The sequence below is a fragment of the Enterocloster citroniae genome (genome assembly GCF_040545455.1).
Classification (GTDB): Bacteria; Bacillota; Clostridia; order Lachnospirales; family Lachnospiraceae; genus Enterocloster; species Enterocloster citroniae.
Map to the genome: position 1 here is coordinate 20103 of NZ_JBEPLZ010000035.1, position 20345 is coordinate 40447.

The 20345-nt window shown below is 48.7% G+C and carries 15 protein-coding genes; 12 read left to right on the forward strand and 3 right to left on the reverse strand.

Going from position 1 to position 20345, the window contains the following annotated elements; genetic code table 11:
- Nucleotides 1-370 precede the first annotated feature (370 nt).
- From ABID13_RS26245 to adhE, 3 genes are all read left to right on the forward strand, one after another.
- Nucleotides 371-1528, forward strand: a complete 1158-nt coding sequence (locus ABID13_RS26245) for an iron-containing alcohol dehydrogenase (RefSeq protein WP_007862543.1) — start codon at nucleotides 371-373, stop codon at nucleotides 1526-1528.
- A gap of 288 nt (nucleotides 1529-1816) precedes the next feature.
- Complete coding sequence (locus tag ABID13_RS26250) at nucleotides 1817-3304, forward strand: aldehyde dehydrogenase family protein (protein ID WP_048929218.1); 1488 nt, start codon at nucleotides 1817-1819, stop codon at nucleotides 3302-3304.
- 326 nt (nucleotides 3305-3630) lie between these two features.
- The gene (gene adhE, locus ABID13_RS26255; RefSeq protein WP_007862540.1) at nucleotides 3631-6243 is read left to right on the forward strand and encodes a bifunctional acetaldehyde-CoA/alcohol dehydrogenase; all 2613 of its coding nucleotides are present in this window, start codon (nucleotides 3631-3633) and stop codon (nucleotides 6241-6243) included.
- Nucleotides 6244-6335: 92 nt separating this feature from the next.
- On the opposite strand, the gene ABID13_RS26260 is transcribed toward adhE, so the two are convergent.
- The gene (locus tag ABID13_RS26260; protein ID WP_007862538.1) at nucleotides 6336-6593 is read right to left on the reverse strand and encodes a helix-turn-helix domain-containing protein; all 258 of its coding nucleotides are present in this window, start codon (nucleotides 6591-6593) and stop codon (nucleotides 6336-6338) included.
- A 132-nt stretch (nucleotides 6594-6725) separates the two neighbouring features.
- On the opposite strand from ABID13_RS26260, the gene ABID13_RS26265 reads away from it, so the two are divergent.
- A complete protein-coding gene (locus tag ABID13_RS26265) occupies nucleotides 6726-6983 on the forward strand; it encodes a hypothetical protein (RefSeq protein WP_007862537.1) in 258 nt (85 codons plus the stop codon).
- Between the two features lie 75 nt (nucleotides 6984-7058).
- On the opposite strand, the gene ABID13_RS26270 is transcribed toward ABID13_RS26265, so the two are convergent.
- On the reverse strand, nucleotides 7059-8090 hold the full coding sequence (locus tag ABID13_RS26270) for a WYL domain-containing protein (RefSeq protein WP_048929217.1): 1032 nt from the start codon (nucleotides 8088-8090) through the stop codon (nucleotides 7059-7061).
- Nucleotides 8077-9396, reverse strand: coding sequence for a WYL domain-containing protein (locus ABID13_RS26275; RefSeq protein WP_045091585.1), 1320 nt, complete (start codon nucleotides 9394-9396; stop codon nucleotides 8077-8079). Before ABID13_RS26275 ends, ABID13_RS26270 begins: the two co-directional genes overlap by 14 nt.
- Nucleotides 9397-9578: 182 nt before the next feature.
- Here ABID13_RS26275 and ABID13_RS26280 point away from each other — a divergent pair, with 182 nt between their 5' ends.
- The 8 genes from ABID13_RS26280 to ABID13_RS26315 all read left to right on the forward strand — a co-directional run bounded on the left by ABID13_RS26280 (nucleotide 9579) and on the right by ABID13_RS26315 (nucleotide 20168).
- Nucleotides 9579-10814 carry an RtcB family protein gene (locus ABID13_RS26280; RefSeq protein WP_048929216.1) on the forward strand — a complete coding sequence of 412 codons (1236 nt, stop codon included), beginning with the start codon at nucleotides 9579-9581 and terminating at the stop codon, nucleotides 10812-10814.
- 565 nt (nucleotides 10815-11379) lie between these two features.
- On the forward strand, nucleotides 11380-12504 hold the full coding sequence (locus ABID13_RS26285) for a slipin family protein (protein WP_007862533.1): 1125 nt from the start codon (nucleotides 11380-11382) through the stop codon (nucleotides 12502-12504).
- Nucleotides 12505-12678: 174 nt separating this feature from the next.
- Nucleotides 12679-14013, forward strand: coding sequence for an NADP-specific glutamate dehydrogenase (gene gdhA / locus ABID13_RS26290; RefSeq protein WP_007862532.1), 1335 nt, complete (start codon nucleotides 12679-12681; stop codon nucleotides 14011-14013).
- A gap of 504 nt (nucleotides 14014-14517) precedes the next feature.
- Nucleotides 14518-15315 (forward strand): DeoR/GlpR family DNA-binding transcription regulator, encoded by a 798-nt coding sequence (locus tag ABID13_RS26295; RefSeq protein WP_007862531.1) that lies wholly within the window; start codon nucleotides 14518-14520, stop codon nucleotides 15313-15315.
- A gap of 129 nt (nucleotides 15316-15444) precedes the next feature.
- Complete coding sequence (gene allB / locus ABID13_RS26300; RefSeq protein ID WP_007862530.1) at nucleotides 15445-16818, forward strand: allantoinase AllB; 1374 nt, start codon at nucleotides 15445-15447, stop codon at nucleotides 16816-16818.
- A 32-nt stretch (nucleotides 16819-16850) separates the two neighbouring features.
- Nucleotides 16851-17861 (forward strand): NHL repeat-containing protein, encoded by a 1011-nt coding sequence (locus ABID13_RS26305; RefSeq protein ID WP_007862528.1) that lies wholly within the window; start codon nucleotides 16851-16853, stop codon nucleotides 17859-17861.
- A 49-nt stretch (nucleotides 17862-17910) separates the two neighbouring features.
- The gene (locus tag ABID13_RS26310) at nucleotides 17911-19182 is read left to right on the forward strand and encodes an ABC transporter substrate-binding protein (RefSeq protein ID WP_048929215.1); all 1272 of its coding nucleotides are present in this window, start codon (nucleotides 17911-17913) and stop codon (nucleotides 19180-19182) included.
- 107 nt (nucleotides 19183-19289) lie between these two features.
- A complete protein-coding gene (locus ABID13_RS26315; protein ID WP_007862526.1) occupies nucleotides 19290-20168 on the forward strand; it encodes a branched-chain amino acid ABC transporter permease in 879 nt (292 codons plus the stop codon).
- The last annotated feature ends 177 nt before the right edge of the window (nucleotides 20169-20345 follow it).

Genomic DNA, 20345 nt, shown 5'->3' on the forward strand with positions numbered 1-20345 from the left:
AAAAAATTTGTCTTCAATATGTTAAAACTATAACATATCTGGCGCTGTGAGACTCTCAATACATTGGGTGGCATCACAGGCACATGGAGCGATCTTACGGGAAGTTCGCCGTCACATTTTTCCAACTAATAATGTAGCAATTTTTTAAACACAGGATAATCACAGACAACATGTTAAAAAATCTTAACAAGCAAAATTATATAAAAAATGTTAATTATAAATCGAGATAAATCTAATAATTATCAAATAAATGTTAAATATATATTTTAATTGACAGAATAAATTCCCTGGCTATAATCAGCATTAGAGCACCCGTTCTGCTGATGGCAGATGAGATGGGATGCAATTATAACCATAAGGGGGTAGCAGTGTGTCTACATATTATTTTTTACCAACACGGAATGTTTTTGGTGAGGGAGCGGTTCAGGAGGCAGGAGAGTTAGTTAAGAGTTTAGGGGCAAAAAAATGTCTGATTGTCACGGACAAATATCTGGGAAAGATCGGAATGGCCGACCGGGTACAGGAGATCCTTAAAAAGGCAGGGGTGGAAGCCAGCATTTTTGCAGGAGCCGAGCCCAATCCAACGGATAAAAACGTGGAGGCAGGAGCTGTATTTTACCAGGAAAACCAATGCGATTCCATCATTTCCCTGGGAGGCGGTTCCTCCCACGACTGTGCAAAGGGAATCGGCCTGGTGGCTGCCAACGGTGGAAAGATTGCTGATTTTGAAGGCGTTGATAAATCCTCCAACCCCATGGTTCCTCTTATGGCGGTCAACACCACTGCGGGAACCGCATCAGAGATTACCAGGTTCTGTATTATCACGGATACCTCACGCAAGGTGAAGATGGCCATTGTGGACTGGAGGGTTACACCACAAATCGCCATCAATGACCCGGAGCTTATGAAAGGTATGCCGCCGGCTCTGACTGCCTCCACGGGAATGGATGCATTGACCCACGCCATTGAGGCATATGTGTCCACGGACGCCAACCCTCTGACAGATGCTGCAGCCATTATGTCCATCAAGATGATCGCCCATTACCTTCCCAAGGCGGTGGCCAATGGAAATTACATGAAGGCCAGGGATAAGATGGCGTATGCCCAGTACCTGGCGGGCATTGCATTTAACAATGCGTCATTGGGTTATGTCCATGCCATGGCTCATCAGCTGGGCGGCTTTTATAATCTGCCCCACGGTGTCTGCAACGCCATTCTTCTGCCCTATGTTGAGAGCTATAACCTGATCGGCAACATGAACCGCTTCAGGGATGTGGCCCAGGCAATGGGTGTTCAGGTGGAGGGGATTTCCGTTACATGTGCGGCGGAAAAGGCCATTGAAGCCATTAAGAAGCTGAGCAGGCAGCTGGAGATCCCATCGGATCTAAAGCAGCTGGGAGTAAGGGAAGAGGACTTTGGCATCATGGCGGATAACGCTAAAAAGGACGTATGCCAGCTGACCAATCCAAGGACTGCAACCAGGGAACAGGTCATTGAAATTTACCGCCAGGCCTACGTTGGGGAATAGGCTCTGTCAGGGCGTGCCGGAGGAAGACCATCAGGCGCGCCCTGGTGTTAAGGCAATGTTAACAATAAAAGTTTGTTAAATAAAAGATTTTTGTTGACTATTACCTGTCCCATGATATATCATAGTGGCCAGAGGGGTAACACAACCGTATTAATCTTCCGGCAAGGAAGGTTTTTCTGGAAACATGGTGTTTTAGGGCGGTTTTAGGCTGGCTTTAAGATACATGTTTTTTTTGTGCCCAAAAAGCCCGCCTGAATACTGTACCAAGTGTTGAGAGGAGAATTTATTATGCATAATGTAGGGCTGCAGGAGAGATACCAGCTGTTGATCGGGGGCCAGTGGAAGGATGCTTCCGACAAAAAAACATTTAAGACCATCTGCCCGGCGGACGGAAGTGTCCTGGCAGAGTGCGCGGAAGCTACCAGGGAGGATGTGGATGAGGCAGTAAAGGCGGCCTGGAAGGCGTTTGAATCCTGGAAGCATGTAACGGTCAATGAGAGGGCTGTGATCCTAAACAAGATTGCGGATATCATTGACGCGAACCAGGAACACCTGGCAATGGTTGAATCGCTGGATAACGGAAAGCCCATCAGGGAGACCATGGCTGTGGATATCCCTATGTCCGCCCAGCATTTCCGGTATTTTGCCGGCTGCATCATGGCAGATGAGGGCAGCGCCAACATGCTTGGGGAGAGCACCTTAAGCCTGATCCTCAGGGAACCCATCGGTGTGGTGGGACAGATCGTGCCGTGGAACTTCCCGTTTCTTATGGCGGCCTGGAAACTGGCTCCCGTGCTTGCATGCGGGTGCTGTACCGTGTTTAAGTCATCCAGCGCCACGCCCTTAAGCGTCCTGGAGTTTGCAAAACTGATCCAGGATGTGCTGCCCGCAGGCGTGTTTAATGTGATCACCGGTTCAGGGTCCAAGTCCGGCCAGTATATGCTGGAGCACAAGGGCTTTAGAAAGCTGGCATTTACAGGCTCCACGGAAGTGGGCAGGAACGTTGCCCTGGCAGCTGCCCAGAGGCTGATCCCCTCCACACTGGAATTAGGGGGAAAGTCGGCTAATATTTTCTTTGAGGACTGCAATTGGGAAATGGCAATGGACGGCCTGCAGATGGGAATCCTCTTTAACCAGGGCCAGGTCTGCTGCGCGGGTTCCAGGGTCTTTGTCCAGGAAAGCATATATGACCGGTTTGTGGAAGAGGCTGTAAAGCGCTTTGACCAGGTCAAGGTAGGTCTTCCATGGGAAGCGGATACCCAGATGGGAAGCCAGATCAGCAAGGCCCAGATGGAAAAGATCCTTAAGTACATAGAAGTGGGAGAATCAGAAGGAGCCAGCGTGCTCTGCGGAGGACAGCATCTAAAGACTGAGGGATTGGAAAACGGCTGCTTCCTCAAACCAACCCTTCTTGGAAATGTCACAAACCATATGAGGGTGGCTCAGGAAGAAATCTTCGGACCTGTTGCCTGCATCCTGAAATTCCGGACAGAGGATGAAGTGGTCCAAATGGCCAATGACAGTGAATACGGCCTTGGAGGGGCTGTATGGACCAGGGATATCAACAGGGCCCTGCGGGTATCCAGGGCAATCGAGACAGGGCGTATGTGGGTAAATACCTATAATGCCATCCCGGAGGGGGCGCCCTTTGGAGGATATAAGGCATCAGGCATTGGACGCGAAACCCACAAGGTGATGCTGGAGCACTATACCCAGATGAAAAATATTATGATCAACCTCAGTGAGGCGCCCACAGGATTTTATCCTGTAAAATAAAATGCAATAGAAGTATTTTTTATGTGGATTCTTTATATAGAAGGGGAACAGTTTTGGATTGGGAAGATCCGGGGCTGTTTCTCTTTTTTCTTGCCGTTTTTTTGATTTAATTTTAACGATACATAGAGTGATATATAGGATGATCCGGTGTGAAATAATTAAAAGTCAAAAATATTTAAAATATATATTGACATAATTTTAACGAAGGTTTATAATGCAAACAGTGAGATTGTTAATTAATTATCAATAGTGAAAATTACCTAGACCTAACAGGCAGGTACAGCCTAAGTGTACCACAAACACAAGGAAAAATGGAGGAAAAGGAAATGGCAAAAAAAATCGATCAGGTTGTTCCGGAAATCATCGACAGCGTGGACGGACTGAACGCAAAAATGAACGCTATGCGTGAAGCGCAGAAAGTTTTTTCTACCTATACACAGGAGCAGGTAGATAAGATCTTCTTTGCAGCAGCAAGCGCGGCAGACAAGATGCGTCTTCCTCTGGCCAAGATGGCAGTTGCAGAGACTGGCATGGGCATTGTGGAAGACAAGGTTATTAAGAACAACTACGCGGCAGAGTACATTTACAACGCTTATAAGGATACCAAGACAGTTGGTGTGATCGAGGAAGATAAGGAGTACGGGATCAAGAAGATCGCTGAGCCGATCGGTCTGATTGCAGCAGTTATCCCCACGACCAACCCCACATCCACCGCTATTTTTAAAACCCTGATCGCTCTTAAGACACGTAACGCGATCATTATTTCCCCACATCCCCGCGCAAAGGGATGCACCATTGCGGCAGCTAAGGTGGTTCTGGACGCAGCAGTCAAGGCCGGTGCGCCGGAGGGTATTATTGGATGGATCGATGTGCCTTCACTGGAACTGACCAACGAGGTTATGAGGGATGCTGACCTGATCCTGGCAACAGGAGGACCTGGAATGGTTAAGGCCGCTTACTCCTCAGGAAAACCTGCATTGGGCGTTGGCGCAGGCAATACACCAGTTATCATTGATGACACGGCTGATATCAGGATGGCGGTTAACTCCATTATCCACTCCAAGACATTTGACAATGGTATGATCTGTGCTTCCGAGCAGTCTGTAACTGTTCTGGAGTCCATCTATAATGATGTAAGAAACGAATTTGAATACAGAGGCTGCTATTTCTTAAAGCCGGGTGAGATCGAGAAGGTCCGCAAGACCATTCTTGTAAACGGCGCCCTCAATGCCAAGATCGTTGGACAGAAGGCAGCAACCATTGCCAAGCTGGCAGGAGTGGAGGTACCGGAAGATACCAAGATCCTCATCGGTGAGGTTGAGTCCGTGGATATCAGCGAGGAGTTTGCTCATGAGAAGCTGTCTCCTGTACTGGCTATGTACAAGGCAAAGACATTTGACGAGGCGCTGGATAAGGCAGAGCGTCTGGTAGCAGACGGCGGATACGGTCATACCGCTTCCCTGTACGTGAATGTGAACGAGGAAGAGAAGATCATGAAGCATGCTTCAAGGATGAAGACCTGCCGTATTGTCATCAACACTCCATCTTCCCACGGCGGCATCGGTGACCTGTACAACTTTAAGCTGGCTCCTTCCTTAACACTGGGCTGCGGCTCCTGGGGCGGAAACTCCGTATCTGAGAACGTTGGGGTAAAGCATTTACTGAATATAAAGACCGTTGCTGAAAGGAGAGAGAACATGCTGTGGTTCCGTGCGCCTGAGAAGGTATACTTTAAGAAGGGCTGTCTGCCTGTGGCATTAAATGAGCTTAAGGATGTAATGGGCAAGAAGAGGGCATTTATCGTAACAGACTCCTTCCTGTATAAGAATGGATATACGCATGTGATTACAGACCGTCTTAATGAGATGGGACTTACCTATACTGTATTCTCCGATGTACAGCCGGATCCGACCCTGGCCAATGCACAGGCCGGCGCAAAGCTTATGAGAGACTTTGAGCCTGATGTGATCATCGCAATGGGCGGCGGTTCCGCAATGGATGCTGCCAAGATCATGTGGGTTCTGTATGAGCATCCGGAAGTGGACTTCATGGACATGGCAATGCGTTTCATCGATATCAGGAAACGTGTATATACATTCCCGAAAATGGGCGAGAAAGCATATTTTATCGCTGTTCCGACTTCCTCCGGTACTGGTTCCGAGGTTACACCATTTGCCGTTATCACAGATCAGGAGACAGGTATCAAGTATCCGCTGGCAGACTATGCACTTCTGCCAAACATGGCAATTGTGGATACGGATAATATGATGAGCCAGCCAAGAGGACTGACAAGCGCATCCGGCGTGGACGTTCTGGTGCACTCACTGGAGGCATACGCTTCCGTTATGGCTACTGATTACACGGACGGCCTTGCCCTGAAAGCAATGAAGAACGTGTTTGATTACCTGCCCACTGCTTACAATGAACCAACTAATGTAGAGGCCCGTCAGAAGATGGCCGATGCCTCCTGTATGGCTGGTATGGCATTTGCCAACGCGTTCCTGGGCGTATGCCACTCCATGGCACATAAGCTGGGCGCATTCCACCACCTGCCACACGGCGTTGCAAACGCACTGCTCCTTTCCCTGGTAGTGGATTTTAACGCTGCTGAGAATCCACGCAAGATGGGTACTTTCTCACAGTACCAGTATCCACATACCCAGGCAAGATATGCAGAGTGTGCAAGATTCTGCGGAATCCAGGCCAAGGATGATGCGGAAGCAGTTAAGAAGCTGATCCTTAAGATTGAGGAACTTAAGAAGACGGTCGGGATCAAGGCCTGCATCAAAGATTACGGCATTGACGAGAAGGACTTCTTAGACAGGCTGGATGACATGGTAGAACAGGCATTTGATGACCAGTGTACCGGCGCCAACCCAAGATATCCTCTGATGAGCGAGATCAAAGAAATGTATCTGAAAGCATACTACGGTAAATAATTCGTACCCATTGTGGGTAATACCTTTATCCTTTGTGTTTGGAGCAGGCCGCCTGTCATTTGACAGGCGGCCTGTTCGCACGCATCTTGGCTCTATTTCTCTTTGGTGTTCAGGGTGATCCCCTCAAAGAATGAATCATAATTTACTTTAAATATTTCCTTCATTGCGGCAAGCTCGGATACACGGATATTATAAGTCCCACCTTCGATCTGTGAGTATATGCTGCGTGAAATGTTGATGCCCATGAGCTGCATTTTTGCGGTTACCTGCTCCTGGGTCATGTGAGATTGCAGGCGGTATTTACGGATGTTGGGTCCCAATCTTAGATCCTGCTTTAGTTTTTGTTCCATGTCACCCTCCATAGTGCAATAAATAGGTTGCATTTCCTTGATTTTACGATAAATGTCGTATATAATTGCAATGTATAGGTTGCACCGGGGAATTTGAAAATATAGATGCTGAAAAGCAGAATAGGAGTTTTTATGGAGTCAAATAAAAACCAGGGGGGGCTGTTGCCCAGACTGCAATATTTATCTGGCTGCCAGTATTTATCAGACCTGCATAATAGCTTTTACACAGAAGATATTTTATATGCACTTCGCAAAATAAATATAGCTTCCTATTCCATGGAAGAATGGGTGGAAGCATATCGATATATTACTGGAGATAAACCTGAAAGTACTTCAAAGGAAATGTTGGCGGATGAAATGGTCCGCTGGCTGAAGGCCGGGAATGAATAGGGAACGTATCATTGATCTGGACATAAAAAGCGGCAGCTGCCTGATCCGTAAGCAGCTGCCTGTTTTATCAATATTTCAGAAGCCGCATTTGTATATGGAAGCTTCTGCATGACTCTCGTCACCCAATGTATCATAAAATAGTTCATGTTGTCTTTTTACACGTCTTTGTATCTGCTGTACAAATGATCCGGGTCCCAGAACACGGACCACGGGTCCAAAGGACAGAATCTCTATGAGCAGCTCGGTTTCATCCGCCATGTCGTAATAGATGGAGCAGAGCCAGCATTTTTGTTCCTCATCATATTCCGTGTGTTTTTCATAGTTGGCAAAGTGGAGCATACACCGGTCCAAAGAGTTGCGCTCACCGCTGATCTCCAGCAGGACGGGCTCGGCAGCCTTTTGTACGGGCTTAAACCGCAGGTCCCTGGAATGATCCGGTATGGAAGATGGGGACAAGCGGCAGTCTTTTATACGACCCAGGTTTAAGAGAGTTCCTTTACAGAAATGTCCCCGGTAATGCATAAGGCAGCACAGACGGAACTTGTCGTCCTTTGAGGAGTACTGGAGCTGATAAGGGGCCACTTCATAGGTGTGGGTGCGCATTTTTTTGCCCTCATAGGCAACCAGCAGGACCCTGTTTTCCCTGATGGCCGTGAGTATGGTATGGAAATGTTCCCTGTACTCAGGCGTGTGGTAAGGGTCCCCGTCTTTATATTGGTCGAAATAATAGAAGTCACTGTTGTCATATAAGGGAGGGACATGCTCCAGGCAGCGCTCCAGTTCCCGCTGCTGTTTGTCATCCAGAAAAAGGGAGAGACGGGGATCTGAGATCAGCGATTTCAGCCAGGATTTCTGCAGTGTTGTCAGGGGCAGGGAAGGAGGCGCTCCGTGCAGCCGGGAGGTGAAGATACCGGGAGTTTCCTCCTGGAACAGAGGCCAGGTATGATCCTCGATCCTTGGCAGAATGGCCAGGGAACTCTCCTGAAAACTGTAGGTTTTGCAGATATCCTCCATCTCCCTGCGGGTAATGGGGCGGGATGCCGCTTCCGTGAGCATATGCCTTAAAATGTTGTAGTAGCAGCCGTATACTTTATCAAACAGTTCCATGTTCTTCACCTGCCTTTGTCTCTTCTGTGCAGTACATCTCATACATCTTTTCCCAGTCATGGGTAATCTTTGCAATGGCAAACTGGCTGGTTCCCTGTATGTCCAGAATCCTTCCCGTAAATGTCTTGACCCAGGACAGCATTTCATTGGTATCAAAAAAGACGCCGGTGTAAAGGTACTGGTTTTCACGGATCCGCATGACTTCTCCCCCGCGTCCCTCCCTGTAAAGGCGGTTCAGGATGTAAGGTTCCTTTTCCTCATCAATATAAAGCTTGATGCAGATCTCTTCCAGGCGGCTTCTGCCGCTTCCAAAGGACACTCCCCAGCATTTCCCCATGTTCTGGTTCAGATCAGCCAGAACCTTATCATAAGCTTCATATGGCTCCAGGACATTTACCTTCTGGATGGAATCCAGGCGGGCACAGCTGAACCTGCGGTTTTCCGGTAAATACATGCACAGATACCTGCGGCCGGTCTGGGTGCTGACAAAGATTTTAAGGGGTATTCCGCTGTGGGTGCTGATCCCGTTGCTGCGGCTGCTTTTATTTTCATATGTAATGGAGCACTGCCTATGGATGGCATCCAGGAGCTGGGCCAGTATGCCGTCCTCCAGTGTATGGACAATAAACTGATGTTTAAATTGGAACATGCGGTTGCCCATGTCCTCCCGGTCCAGCACCGTACTGCCGATAAAGCCAAAGGGGGCAGCGCCCTGGAAAAATTCCACGGCGGTTATGAGATCGGGCCACAGCCCAGATGTAAAGCCGGGGGGCAGATCATGTGGCAGGCCATGCGGCGGATCAGCTGCCAGATTATGTGGCAGCGGCACCAGCCGGTAGACCAGGTTCCGACCGGATTTCTCAGAGCAGAGGATGCCGAGGCTTTCGTATTCCTTCAGCTTAAGTCTCAGGGTCTGGATGTCAAAGACAACGCCGTAGTCCCGGGATATCTCATCACAGAGGGCGGAGGCAGTCATGCCCTGAGGAGCGTCAACAAGCTGGTCCAGGATAAAAAAGTGGAGCATCAGGTCATTATCCGTAAAGCTTTTGGACTTCCAGGCGGCATACAGGGGATTCTGGGAAATGGACTTGCTGTCCACATTGATATATACATGCTTTCCCTTGGATGTGTAATCGGACCGGGTATAGTCGGAGAGCCAGCTCTCAATTCGTCTGCGTTCATTGTCATAGGTCCTGGGGCTTTTGTCCTGGAAATCATTTCTCACCTTAAAGCCATAGATGTAAAATTGGCGCATATAGTCCCGGATTCTGTCAAAATTCTTTATTAGTTCCTGAAATTCAGCCATGGCACCCACCTCATAAGCAATATTAATATGATTATATATGGAAGAAATGGAAGTTCGCAACTTTTCTTAAATGATTTGCCATATAAAATACGTTATGATATGGCTGTGATCAGGAACAAACATAAAAAGTAATGGCGCTGGTCCGCCAAAGCAAAACAAATACATGGAAGGATGTGAGATATATGTTTGTGATGTATGAAAAAGAAGAGATGAGATTCCCGGTCAGGGTATGGCTGGAGGAACGCAAGGACTTGGAAAAAAGCTGTCAGGAGCAGGCATATCATCTGTCACAGCTGCCGTTTCTTCATAAATGGGTCTGCCTCATGCCGGATACACATGCGGGAATGGGAATGCCCATCGGAGGGGTCATAGCCACAGACGGCGTGATCATACCTAATGCAGTGGGAGTGGATATTGGCTGCGGCATGGCTTACACTGAGACCAATATCAAGGTGGATGATATCAGGGAGATCATGACAGGGAACGGATCCCTTATCCAGGCCATGGTAGGGGATATTATGAGGAATGTACCGGTGGGATTTGCCCATCACAAAACGGAGATGCCCTGTTATACCATGGAAAATGCCTTTAATGAACTGGAAAAATACGAGGAGGACGCAGAGCTGTTAGGGCAGCTGGAAGCAGGATTTTACCAGATCGGAACCCTGGGCGGAGGCAATCATTTTATTGAGCTTCAGGCAGATGACGAGGGATATCTGTGCGTGATGATCCACTCCGGAAGCCGCCATATCGGAAAGTCGGTGTGCGATTACTTCCATTTTAAGGCAAGGGAGTTAAACAGGAGATGGTACAGCGATGTGCCGGATGAATACCGGCTGGCATTCCTGCCCGTGGATACCGGGGAGGGAAGACAGTACCTAAACTGGATGCAGCTATCCATGGATTTTGCAAAGGAAAACAGGGAAAAGATGATGCTTGCCACAAAATCCGTGTTGGAAAAATATATAGGAAAATATACGGATCTTGAGCTTAAGTTTTCCCATGATATCAACTGCCACCACAATTATGCGGCTTTGGAGCACCACTATGACAAGGACGTATGGGTGCACAGAAAAGGCGCTGTGAGGGCCGGAAACGGGGAACTTGCAGTGATTCCCGGGGCAATGGGCTCATACAGCTACGTGGTCATGGGAAAGGGAAATCCGGAGAGCTTTTGCTCCTCCTCCCACGGAGCAGGACGCCGCTATTCCAGAAAAGGCGCCATGGCGGCATTTTCCTGTGAGGAAGTGATGGTGGATCTTCAGAAACAGGGTGTAATCCTGGGAAAGAAGGGAAAGGCGGATGTTGCGGAGGAGAGCCGGTTTGCCTATAAGGATATCCAGGAAGTAATGAATAACCAGCTGGACCTTGTTGTGCCCGTCAAACGGCTCAGGACCATCGGGGTTGTAAAAGGATAGGGATGGATGTAAGTTAACAGGCAGTCTGACTGATGGCGGAGTTTTCCTCCTGGGACTCCCCGGTGCCCCGGCCTATGGCAGGGGGTATACCGTTGTCTGCCGTGATCGATAGATAGGATGATGTGTCGTGGGTTCAAATCCCACCTGGCCAGTGCCTGCAGGCATTTGCCATGTAGCTAAGTGGTATAGCAATCATTAGAAAAACACAACCAAAGTGTTTCTTCACCAGGATGGAAAAGTAATGTCCGTGCTTTGGCCTGATCAGGACGCCATGTGCATTTTACATGGAAAGGCCTGAAAAAGGCAGTCCGTATCCGGTCAGCGCCGTACCGGATACCGCAGGGAATCTCGGGAAAACCGGGCTTATATATATGAAAGATTTACAAGGAAGATTTACTAGAAAGATATATATAGCTGCCAGACGTTTTGCCTGACTGCACCTGCTAAAGGGATGGCCCCCAGGATACGGATAAAGCCGGACATGGTACTTTTCCTGGCAAATGAAAGTGCATTAAGAGTATAACTCAATGTGGAATTGAGATCGTAAGAATGGAGGATTCAGGAAATGAAAAACAACTGCCTTGTTGAACAATATATTATCAAAGACCAGGAATGTGGTTACCTGTCAAAGGGCGGAAGGTTCATAAGGCTTTTGACAGCAGGGAAATACACATTTCTCAAAATGCAGGGATACCAGGTGGATGTAGTACCCATGACAGGGGAGGTAAAGACCTGCGGGATTCCGGAGGAGATCCTGATGAGGGATCAGGAATTTGCATCCAGGGTAATAAAAAACGTGCTGCCGGACGAGTGTATTGCCATCCGGTTTGTCAATAAAGCATACAGGGAGGTCATAACCAGGCCGGAGGTGCTGTTCTGGAACGTGTTTGAGAAAAATGAATTCCAGGCCATTGATATTACAAAGCCCTGGATGGAGGACAGCCTGCCAAGGCACTATATGGACCTGATGCCCGCGAAGTATTATAAGAAGATCACAATTAAAGACGGGGAGACCGGACTTTTGTATTTTGACAACCGGTATGAGAAGCGGCTGGACACAGGAACCTATTATTTCTGGAACTATGGCAGGGAGGTATCCTGCAAGATATTTAATATGAAGATCCAGCAGCTGGATATTTCGGGCCAGGAAATATTGACCGCGGACAAGGTGGCCGTGCGGCTGAACGTGATCTGTAATTACAGGATCGTGAACCCCGAACGTCTGGTGCAGCAGGTGGAGGGGGTGGCTTCCCAGCTCTATACCTATGCCCAGCTGAAGCTCAGGGAGTACGTGGGGAAATACCGGCTGGATGAATTGCTGGCCCAAAAGGAGGAGATCAGCTCCTATGTGCTGGAGAAACTGAAGGAACGCCAGGAGGAGTACTGCGTGGAGATGACCGGTGCCGGCATCAAGGACATTATCCTGCCGGGAGAGATCAGGGAGATCATGAACACGGTGCTCATTGCTGAAAAAAAGGCCCAGGCCAATGTGATCATGCGAAGGGAGGAAGTGGCGTCCACCAGGAGCCTGTTAAACACAGCCAGACTGATGGATGAGAACCAGACCCTGTTTAAACTGAAGGAAATGGAATATCTGGAGCGGATCTGCGACAAGGTAGGATCCATATCATTAAACGGAGGCAGGGGAGTTTTGGCCCAGCTGGCAGAGCTGGCGGGCATTAACGAATAAAATATGGGAATTCCTGTAAAAAAATTGAAATACAACGTTCTTGACTTTAACAAATTAACTTGTTATACTTTTTCTAAAGTGTGTGTCTTGGAGGGGGTTTGAGTAATTTTCAGACACCCTGCGAAAATGACGGCATCCCTACACTTCATACATAAACCTAGGAGGGCGAAAGAAATGTCATATGTTGATGAGATTTACGAGAGAGTGGTATCGCAGAATCCGGGAGAACCAGAATTCCATCAGGCAGTAAAGGAAGTTCTGGATTCCCTGAGACTGGTAATTGATGCCAACGAGGAAAAGTATCGCAAGGCAGGAATCCTGGAACGTTTTACAGAACCGGAACGCATTGTTTCATTCAGAGTACCGTGGGTGGATGACAGCGGCAAGGTTCAGGTAAACAAGGGATACAGAGTGCAGTTTAACAGCGCGATCGGCTCCTACAAAGGCGGCCTTCGTTTCCACCCATCTGTAAACCAGAGCATTCTTAAATTCCTTGGATTTGAGCAGACCTTAAAGAATTCCTTAACCGGCCTCCCCATGGGCGGTGGAAAAGGCGGCTCCAATTTTGATCCCAAGGGCAAGTCCGACAGGGAAGTTATGGCGTTCTGCCAGAGCTTTATGACAGAGTTGTACCGTCATATTGGAAAGGATACGGATATCCCCGCAGGCGACATCGGTGTGGGCGGCAGAGAGGTAGGATACCTGTTCGGCCAGTACAAGAGGATCACCGGTTTATACGAGGGCGTTCTCACCGGCAAGGGCCTGACCTTTGGCGGCTCTCTGGCAAGGACACAGGCAACCGGCTACGGCCTGGTGTATATACTGGATGAGATGTTAAAGCACAACGGCAAGGAACTGGCGGGAAAGACCGTACTTGTGTCCGGTTCAGGAAATGTTGCCATCTACGCAACCGAGAAGGCACAGCAGCTGGGTGCCAAGGTAGTTGCCTTAAGCGACTCCAATGGCTATATCTATGACGAGGACGGCATTAAGCTGGATATTGTTAAGGAGATCAAGGAAGTCCGCAGGGCACGCATCAAGGAGTATGTGGATGCTGTTCCAACCGCTGTTTACACAGAGGGCAAGGGAATCTGGACCATTCCATGCGATATCGCTCTTCCATGCGCTACCCAGAACGAGCTGAACCTGGAGGATGCCAGGACACTTCTGGCAAACGGCTGCTTTGCAGTGGCAGAGGGCGCTAACATGCCGTCCACCCTGGAGGCAACAGAGCTGTTTGTTGAGAAGAAGATCCTTTTCATGCCTGGAAAGGCAGCAAATGCAGGCGGCGTGGCAACCTCCGGTCTGGAGCAGAGCCAGAACGCGCTGAGAATGTCCTGGTCCTTTGAGGAAGTGGATGAGAAGCTTCATACGATCATGGTCAATATCTTTGCAAAGGCTGCTGATGCGGCTGAGAGATACGGAGTGGCCGGCAACTATGTGGCAGGCGCTAATATCGCGGGATTTGAGAAAGTAGTAGAAGCCATGCTGGGCCAGGGGATCGTGTAATATAAAGCAGTCCGGCGGATAAGAATGTAAGTATTATGGATCAGAAGGGGCAAGACCGAAATTTGGTGTTCGGTCTTGCCCCCTTTTTCTGGTTATTTCGGGGAGTATTTGGATGTTGAAAGCGCCTCCCGGATTTTTGGATTCCACAAACCTCAATTACATATTATGTCAAATATTAATGCCAAATGAGTAGAATTTTCCTGTAAATATCCCCCTCTCCTTGCTTATAGTCAAAACTACTTCTAAGTTGTCATTGAATCCCAAACTTTATCATGCTAAAATAGCGGTAGAAAATATGGTTTTCTAAGTGATTTTTCCAAATCATTTCCACAAGACAGAAAAATCTGTGTTTTTTGATTTAGAAAACAAAGTAAACATGGGTAACATACAGGAAATTTCAGCCATAAGACTTAATAAAAAAAGTTTTAAAAACCCTTTTTCGGTGAAATCATGTGGAATAAATGTGGAATTTGGGGGAAAACAAAACGTGGGAGGGCGTGGGTCATGCAGAATAAGAGACAGGGTGAGATCGTACGGTATTTGTCTGAGGTAAAGTTTTCTAAGATTGAGCAGCTGGCAGAGGTGTTCCAGGTTTCCATAGAAACCATCCGCCGGGATCTGTTGGAGCTGGAAAAGGAATCTTCCATCAAGCGGGTCAGGGGAGGCGCTGTGTACAATAACCTGAGGGCCCAGGAGATGGAGTTTGAGCGGAAGATGGAAAAGCACCAGATGGAAAAACAGGCCATAGCCAGGCTGGCTTCCGAATACATCAATGACGGGGATGCCATTGCCATGAGCAATGGGACCACCTCCCTGGCGCTGGCCAGATGTTTGGCAGAACGCAAGAACCAGCTCACTGTTATCACCAATTCACCTGATGTGGCCATTGTCTTAAATGAAAATAAGAGCAGCAGCGTATATCTGACATCAGGATACCTGCGCAAGCACAACCGGAGCCTGGTAGGCAGTATGAGCAGTGACACGCTGGGCAACTTTAGGGTGGATAAGGCCATTGTGAGCATTGACGGGATCTCCATTCAGGACGGGGTTACGGAATATAACACAGAGGAGGCGGCCGTGTTAAAGAAGATGCTGGAAATCGGACATACCCGTATGGTCCTGTGCGAGTTCAGCAAATTCAGCGAGGTGGCCTTCAATAAAGTTTGTTCCGCGGAACAGATCGATTATGTGTTTACAGACTGGAATATTTCTTCAAAGGAGGTAAAGGCCTGGGCTGACATTAATGTAAAGGTGGTGGCCGCATCCCAGGGAAGTGTGGAGAAGTCTTGGAATTGTCAGTAAAACAACAAATTTATGTTGCAAAATACGAATAATATCCACAGAAAGCTGTCGATTGGTTGAATTGACAGCTTTTGTTCATTTTGTTAAGATAATATTATCGAAAATTCAAAAAAATGTGGAGATTGCACAATGAAACATGAAAAAAAGTTGATAGTAAATGGGAACGTGGTACTCCCCGGCCATGTATCCCAGGTCTCACTGTTAGTGGAAAACGGGAAGATCAAGGCGCTGCTGGACGAGGGAATGGATGTTCCGGCAGACTGTGAGGTGATTGATGCACTGGGAAAGACCGTGATGCCGGGTATGATTGACAGCCACAATCACATGGCGGATCCGGGGCCCTATAATTTCAGGGAGGACTGGTACTGCGGATCCTGCAGCGCTGCCTCGGGCGGTATCACTACCATATGTGACATGCCCCTTCCCTCAGAACCGGCCACCATTGACCGGCCGGGGTTTGAACTGAAAAAGGGCATTGCAGAGCAGCGCTCCGTTGTGGATTTTGCCCTGTGGGGAGGATTGATCCCCTCCAGCATTAAGGATATGAAGGAAATGCATGATCTTGGCTGTATTGGATTTAAGGGGTTTATGTGCTTTGCAACAGACGCCTATCCACGTATTACGGATGGTTATCTGGTGGACGGGATGCGGACGGCTGCTTCCTTTGATGGTCTGATCGCACTTCATGCTGAGAATGCGGAGGCAGCGGATTTTGGATGCCAGCATTATTCCCGGATCCGGTGTGAGGACGAAGCCTGCTTTGATGATGCCCGCCCGTGGTGGACAGAGTATGATGCGATCCAGAGGGCGGTTCTGTTTGCAAAAATGACAGGTGCCAGATTGGAGATCTGCCATACCACCATCAGCCAGGGAGCGGAATTCCTTCGCAATGCCAAAAAGGAAGGGACGCGCGTATATGTGGAGACATGTCCCCATTATCTCATTTTTGACAGGGATGTGCTGAGAGAGAAAAAATCATTTGCTAAATGTACGCCTCCGTTCCGCAGCAGGGAGAATGTTGAGAAGATGTGGGAGTATGTGATGGACGGGACCATTGATGTAATCGGTTCGGACCATGGGCCATACACGGATGAAGAAAAGGTGAGAGCCAATGATTTCTGGAAGGAGTTCTGTGGATTCGGATGCAATGACGTGATGCTGGCAGCCATGATATCCGAGGGTGTGAACCGCAGAGGCCTGTCATGGGAAAAGCTTGCGGACCTTACATCTGCAAATGCAGCCAGGATGCTGGGACTGTATCCCAGGAAGGGAAACCTGCTGCCAGGAGCTGATGCGGACTTTATTTTTATTGATCCCAATGAGAACTGGGTTTATGACGGAAGCAAATCCTTCTCAAAGACAAAGAGTGTTAAGGGACCGTATCAGGGAATGGAGCTTAAGGGCCGGGTAACGGACACCTATGTGCGCGGCGAGCGTGTTTACGGGGATGGAAAGATCCTATGTCAGGCAGGATATGGAGCCTTTGTTAAATGCGAGGCATAAACATAAAGAATTCAAAGCGGAGGGAGGAAAAGATGAAGCTGATCGAAGGGTTTGAGGAGAGGGACCGCTGTGGGCGTTCGGTTTTCAGTCATAACGGCCTGTCATATGAGCTGATTCCGGAATACGGGAATTTCCCGGATGAATTTGAGTTTTCCATGTATTCCGGCGGCTGCTGTGACAAAGAGGACAACCTGTTTATGATGTGCCGCGACACGGAACATCCGGTGGTAATGCTGGACGCCAGGGGAAACTATGTGAAGAGCTTTGGAAAGGGGCTGTTCCAGGAGGTGCACAGCCTGTGTGTAACAGAGGAGGACACGCTTTTGTGCGTGGATACAGGACTCCATGTGGTGCGGGAACTGACAAAGGACGGTGAGTGGATCAGGGACCTGGGCAATCTGGGAGTTCCCAGTGACAGTGGTTTTGAAAAAGATGTGTGGCGCAGGATGCAGCGAAGGGGGAAGATCGTACCCACGGACGTGGCCTTTGACAAGGGATGGTCCTTTTGGGCCGGGGTGCAGACCATCAGAAGGGCGGCGCCTCCATTTAACAGGCCCACAGGCGTATGTATGGGGCCAAAGGGAGATATCTTTGTCAGTGACGGTTACGGCAATGCTGCGGTCCACCGTTTTTCCAAGGACGGTACCCTGCTAAGGACATGGGGCGGCCCGGGGGATGAGCCCGGCAGGTTCTACATACCCCACAGCCTGTGGGTAGACAGGTTCAACCGGGTCTGGGTAGGGGACCGGGAAGCCAACAGCGTACATGTATTTGATGAAAACGGCGAAGTACTGGCATATATGAGTGAAAACCTGTACCAGCCAACTGGAATCTGGGCAGATGATACCTATGTCTATATTGCTGAGCGGGGAGGCGGCCTTACCATTGCTGATATGGATATGGAGATTGTGGCCCAGCTGGGCTTTTATAATTCCCCGATCCGCGCCCATGGCATGTGCGGCAACTCAAAGGGAGAGCTGTTCCTGATGCCCCTGTCCACCTATGACCGTCACTTTTTGATGAAACTTGTGCCAGTAAAGTAAGAGTTGGTACTTAAAATATTAAAATTCATGTTTAGAAAGGAAGAGTAGAATGAAAAAAGTCGTATCCTTAGTTTTAGTATGTGCATTAACACTTGGTTTAACTGCATGTTCCGGAGGCAAGTCCCCTGCACCGTCATCCAGTGGGGACACTGCCGCCCAGACACAGGCAAGTGCAGATAAGTCCCAGGATGGAGCGGCAGCAGCACCTGCTAATACCGATGAACCGATCGTAATTGGTTTTCTGGGGTGGTCATCAGGCCCCGATTCCCTGTATGGCCTTGTCCCGCAGTACCTGTTAACTGACTATTTTAAGGAGGTTAATCTAAATGGAGGCTGGCTGGGCCGGGAGATTGATTTCCGGACCTATGATGTTTCCGGCTTAGGCGGTGATTTCTCTGAGGCTGTTAATGCCACCAATAAGCTGATACAGGCCGGCGTGGACGTCATTATTGGGCCTTCCAACTCTACGCAGAGTACAGCTGTTGCTGAAATATGCAACCGTGAAGGCGTTCTGCACATTCCGTCAGGTTCCTCAGCGATCGTAACAGTGGATGAGAAGGGAGAGACCCGTCCATGGACCTTCCGCGCAGGTCCCGAGAACAGCGATTTTCTGATCAACATTGCCAATTATACATACCATGAGCTGAATAATCCAAAGGTTGCCGTACTCTATGAGACCACTCAGATTGACTGTGTTAATATGCGTGACACATATGTAGATACCCTGGAAGGACTTGGAGGCACCTTTGTGGGAGAGGCAACTTATCAGATTGACGACCAGGAGTTCCGCGCGCAGCTGAGAAATCTGGCTGAGAAGGATCCTGACTATATCTTTATGCCTGCCATGGGTTACAAGGAAATCGGGTATGTGGCCAACCAGCTTAAGGAACTGGGATATGCGGATGAGATCAAGCTTATGACCATTTCAACAGCAGACAATGCCGATCTATTGACACTGGCCGGTCCTGCCCTGGAGGGATGCATATTTAATACCACAGCAGACATGAGCAGCGACCGCTTTACAGAGATCACCAAGCAGTATTATGAAAACCATGGCGCCAGCGGAATGTCCCTGCATGTGGACGGACTGGTTTCCTTTAATGAGGCCAAGCTGGTGGAATACGCCATTAATACGGCAGGCTCTACGGATCCTGAAGCCATGCGTAAGGCCCTTGAGGAGGCGGATTACATTGATCTGATCACATGCCCGGTACAGGGATATGATGAACACCATAATCTGGTAGGGTTTGAGTATAATGTTGTTACGGTCCAGAACGGGGAGTTCGTCAGTCTGGGCGCTTATGCCACTCCTGTAAAGTAACAAAAGATTCTTATATCTGGTGCAAACGTAGGCCGTCTGTTGTCATGGAATGGATCATGTGGCACAGACGGCTGTGCTTATTACAAAGTGAGCGAGGTAGATGACTTATGAATATGTTTTTACAGCAGCTGGTCACTGGCATCTCGATCGGCAGTGTTTATGCGTTGTTGGCTGTAGGTTATGCGCTGGTATTCAGCGTATTTAACTTTTCCAACTTTGGTTTCGGACCTGTTATGATGTTGGGGGCCTTTGCAGCATTTTATGCCATTCCGGCACTGAATCTTCCATTATTTCCATCCATCCTGCTGGCCATGGTGGTGGCAGGCATTGTGTCTTTTATCATGGAACTTACGGTATACCGCCCCATGCGCCAGAAAAAGACGCTGAAGCTGTATCTGATGATTGCCGGACTTGGGATCAATACGTTTGTGCCTAATGCTGCGATCCAGATTTTTGGCGGCGGGGTACACGCCTTTCCATCGGATTGGGCGCGTGTTACCATTCAGATGGGCGGTGTTGCGGTTCCAAGATCCGATATCCTTGCGGCAGTACTGTCCATACTGATGCTGGCAGGACTCTGGATGTTCCTTTACAATACCCGCATGGGGCTGGGAATCAGGGCCAGTTCCTTTGACACCAATACAGCCAGTCTGATGGGCATTAATGTTAACTTTGTGGCAATGATCGTATTCCTTTTGTCCGGTGCTGCCGCTGGCCTTGCCGGCTGTTTCTACGGCATGAAGTACTCCGTATTTCCCAGCATGGGAGCCATTGCAAATAAGGGATTTGTGGCAGCCACCATCGGTGGCCTGGGAAGTCTTACAGGCGCTGTGATCTCCGGCCTGCTGCTGGGATTTTTGGAAACCATGATAGCCGGCTATGTGTCATCCACGTACCGCGATCTGATTGCTTATGCAATGCTGGTCATTGTTTTGATCTTTATGCCCAATGGAATTCTCGGCAAGGGCATGCATGATAAAATTTAGGGGGTGAAGATGTGGGATATATAGAAGGCATTACCATTAGTACATGTATTAACATTGTGTGTGTCTGCGGTCTGGTCATCCTGGGGCTGTCGGGAAATAGATGGTTCCGAACAGGGGCAGGCGTGACTCATGCGAGTCACGCCTGCCCCTGAAATTTATCCACTAAAAAGAAAAAAA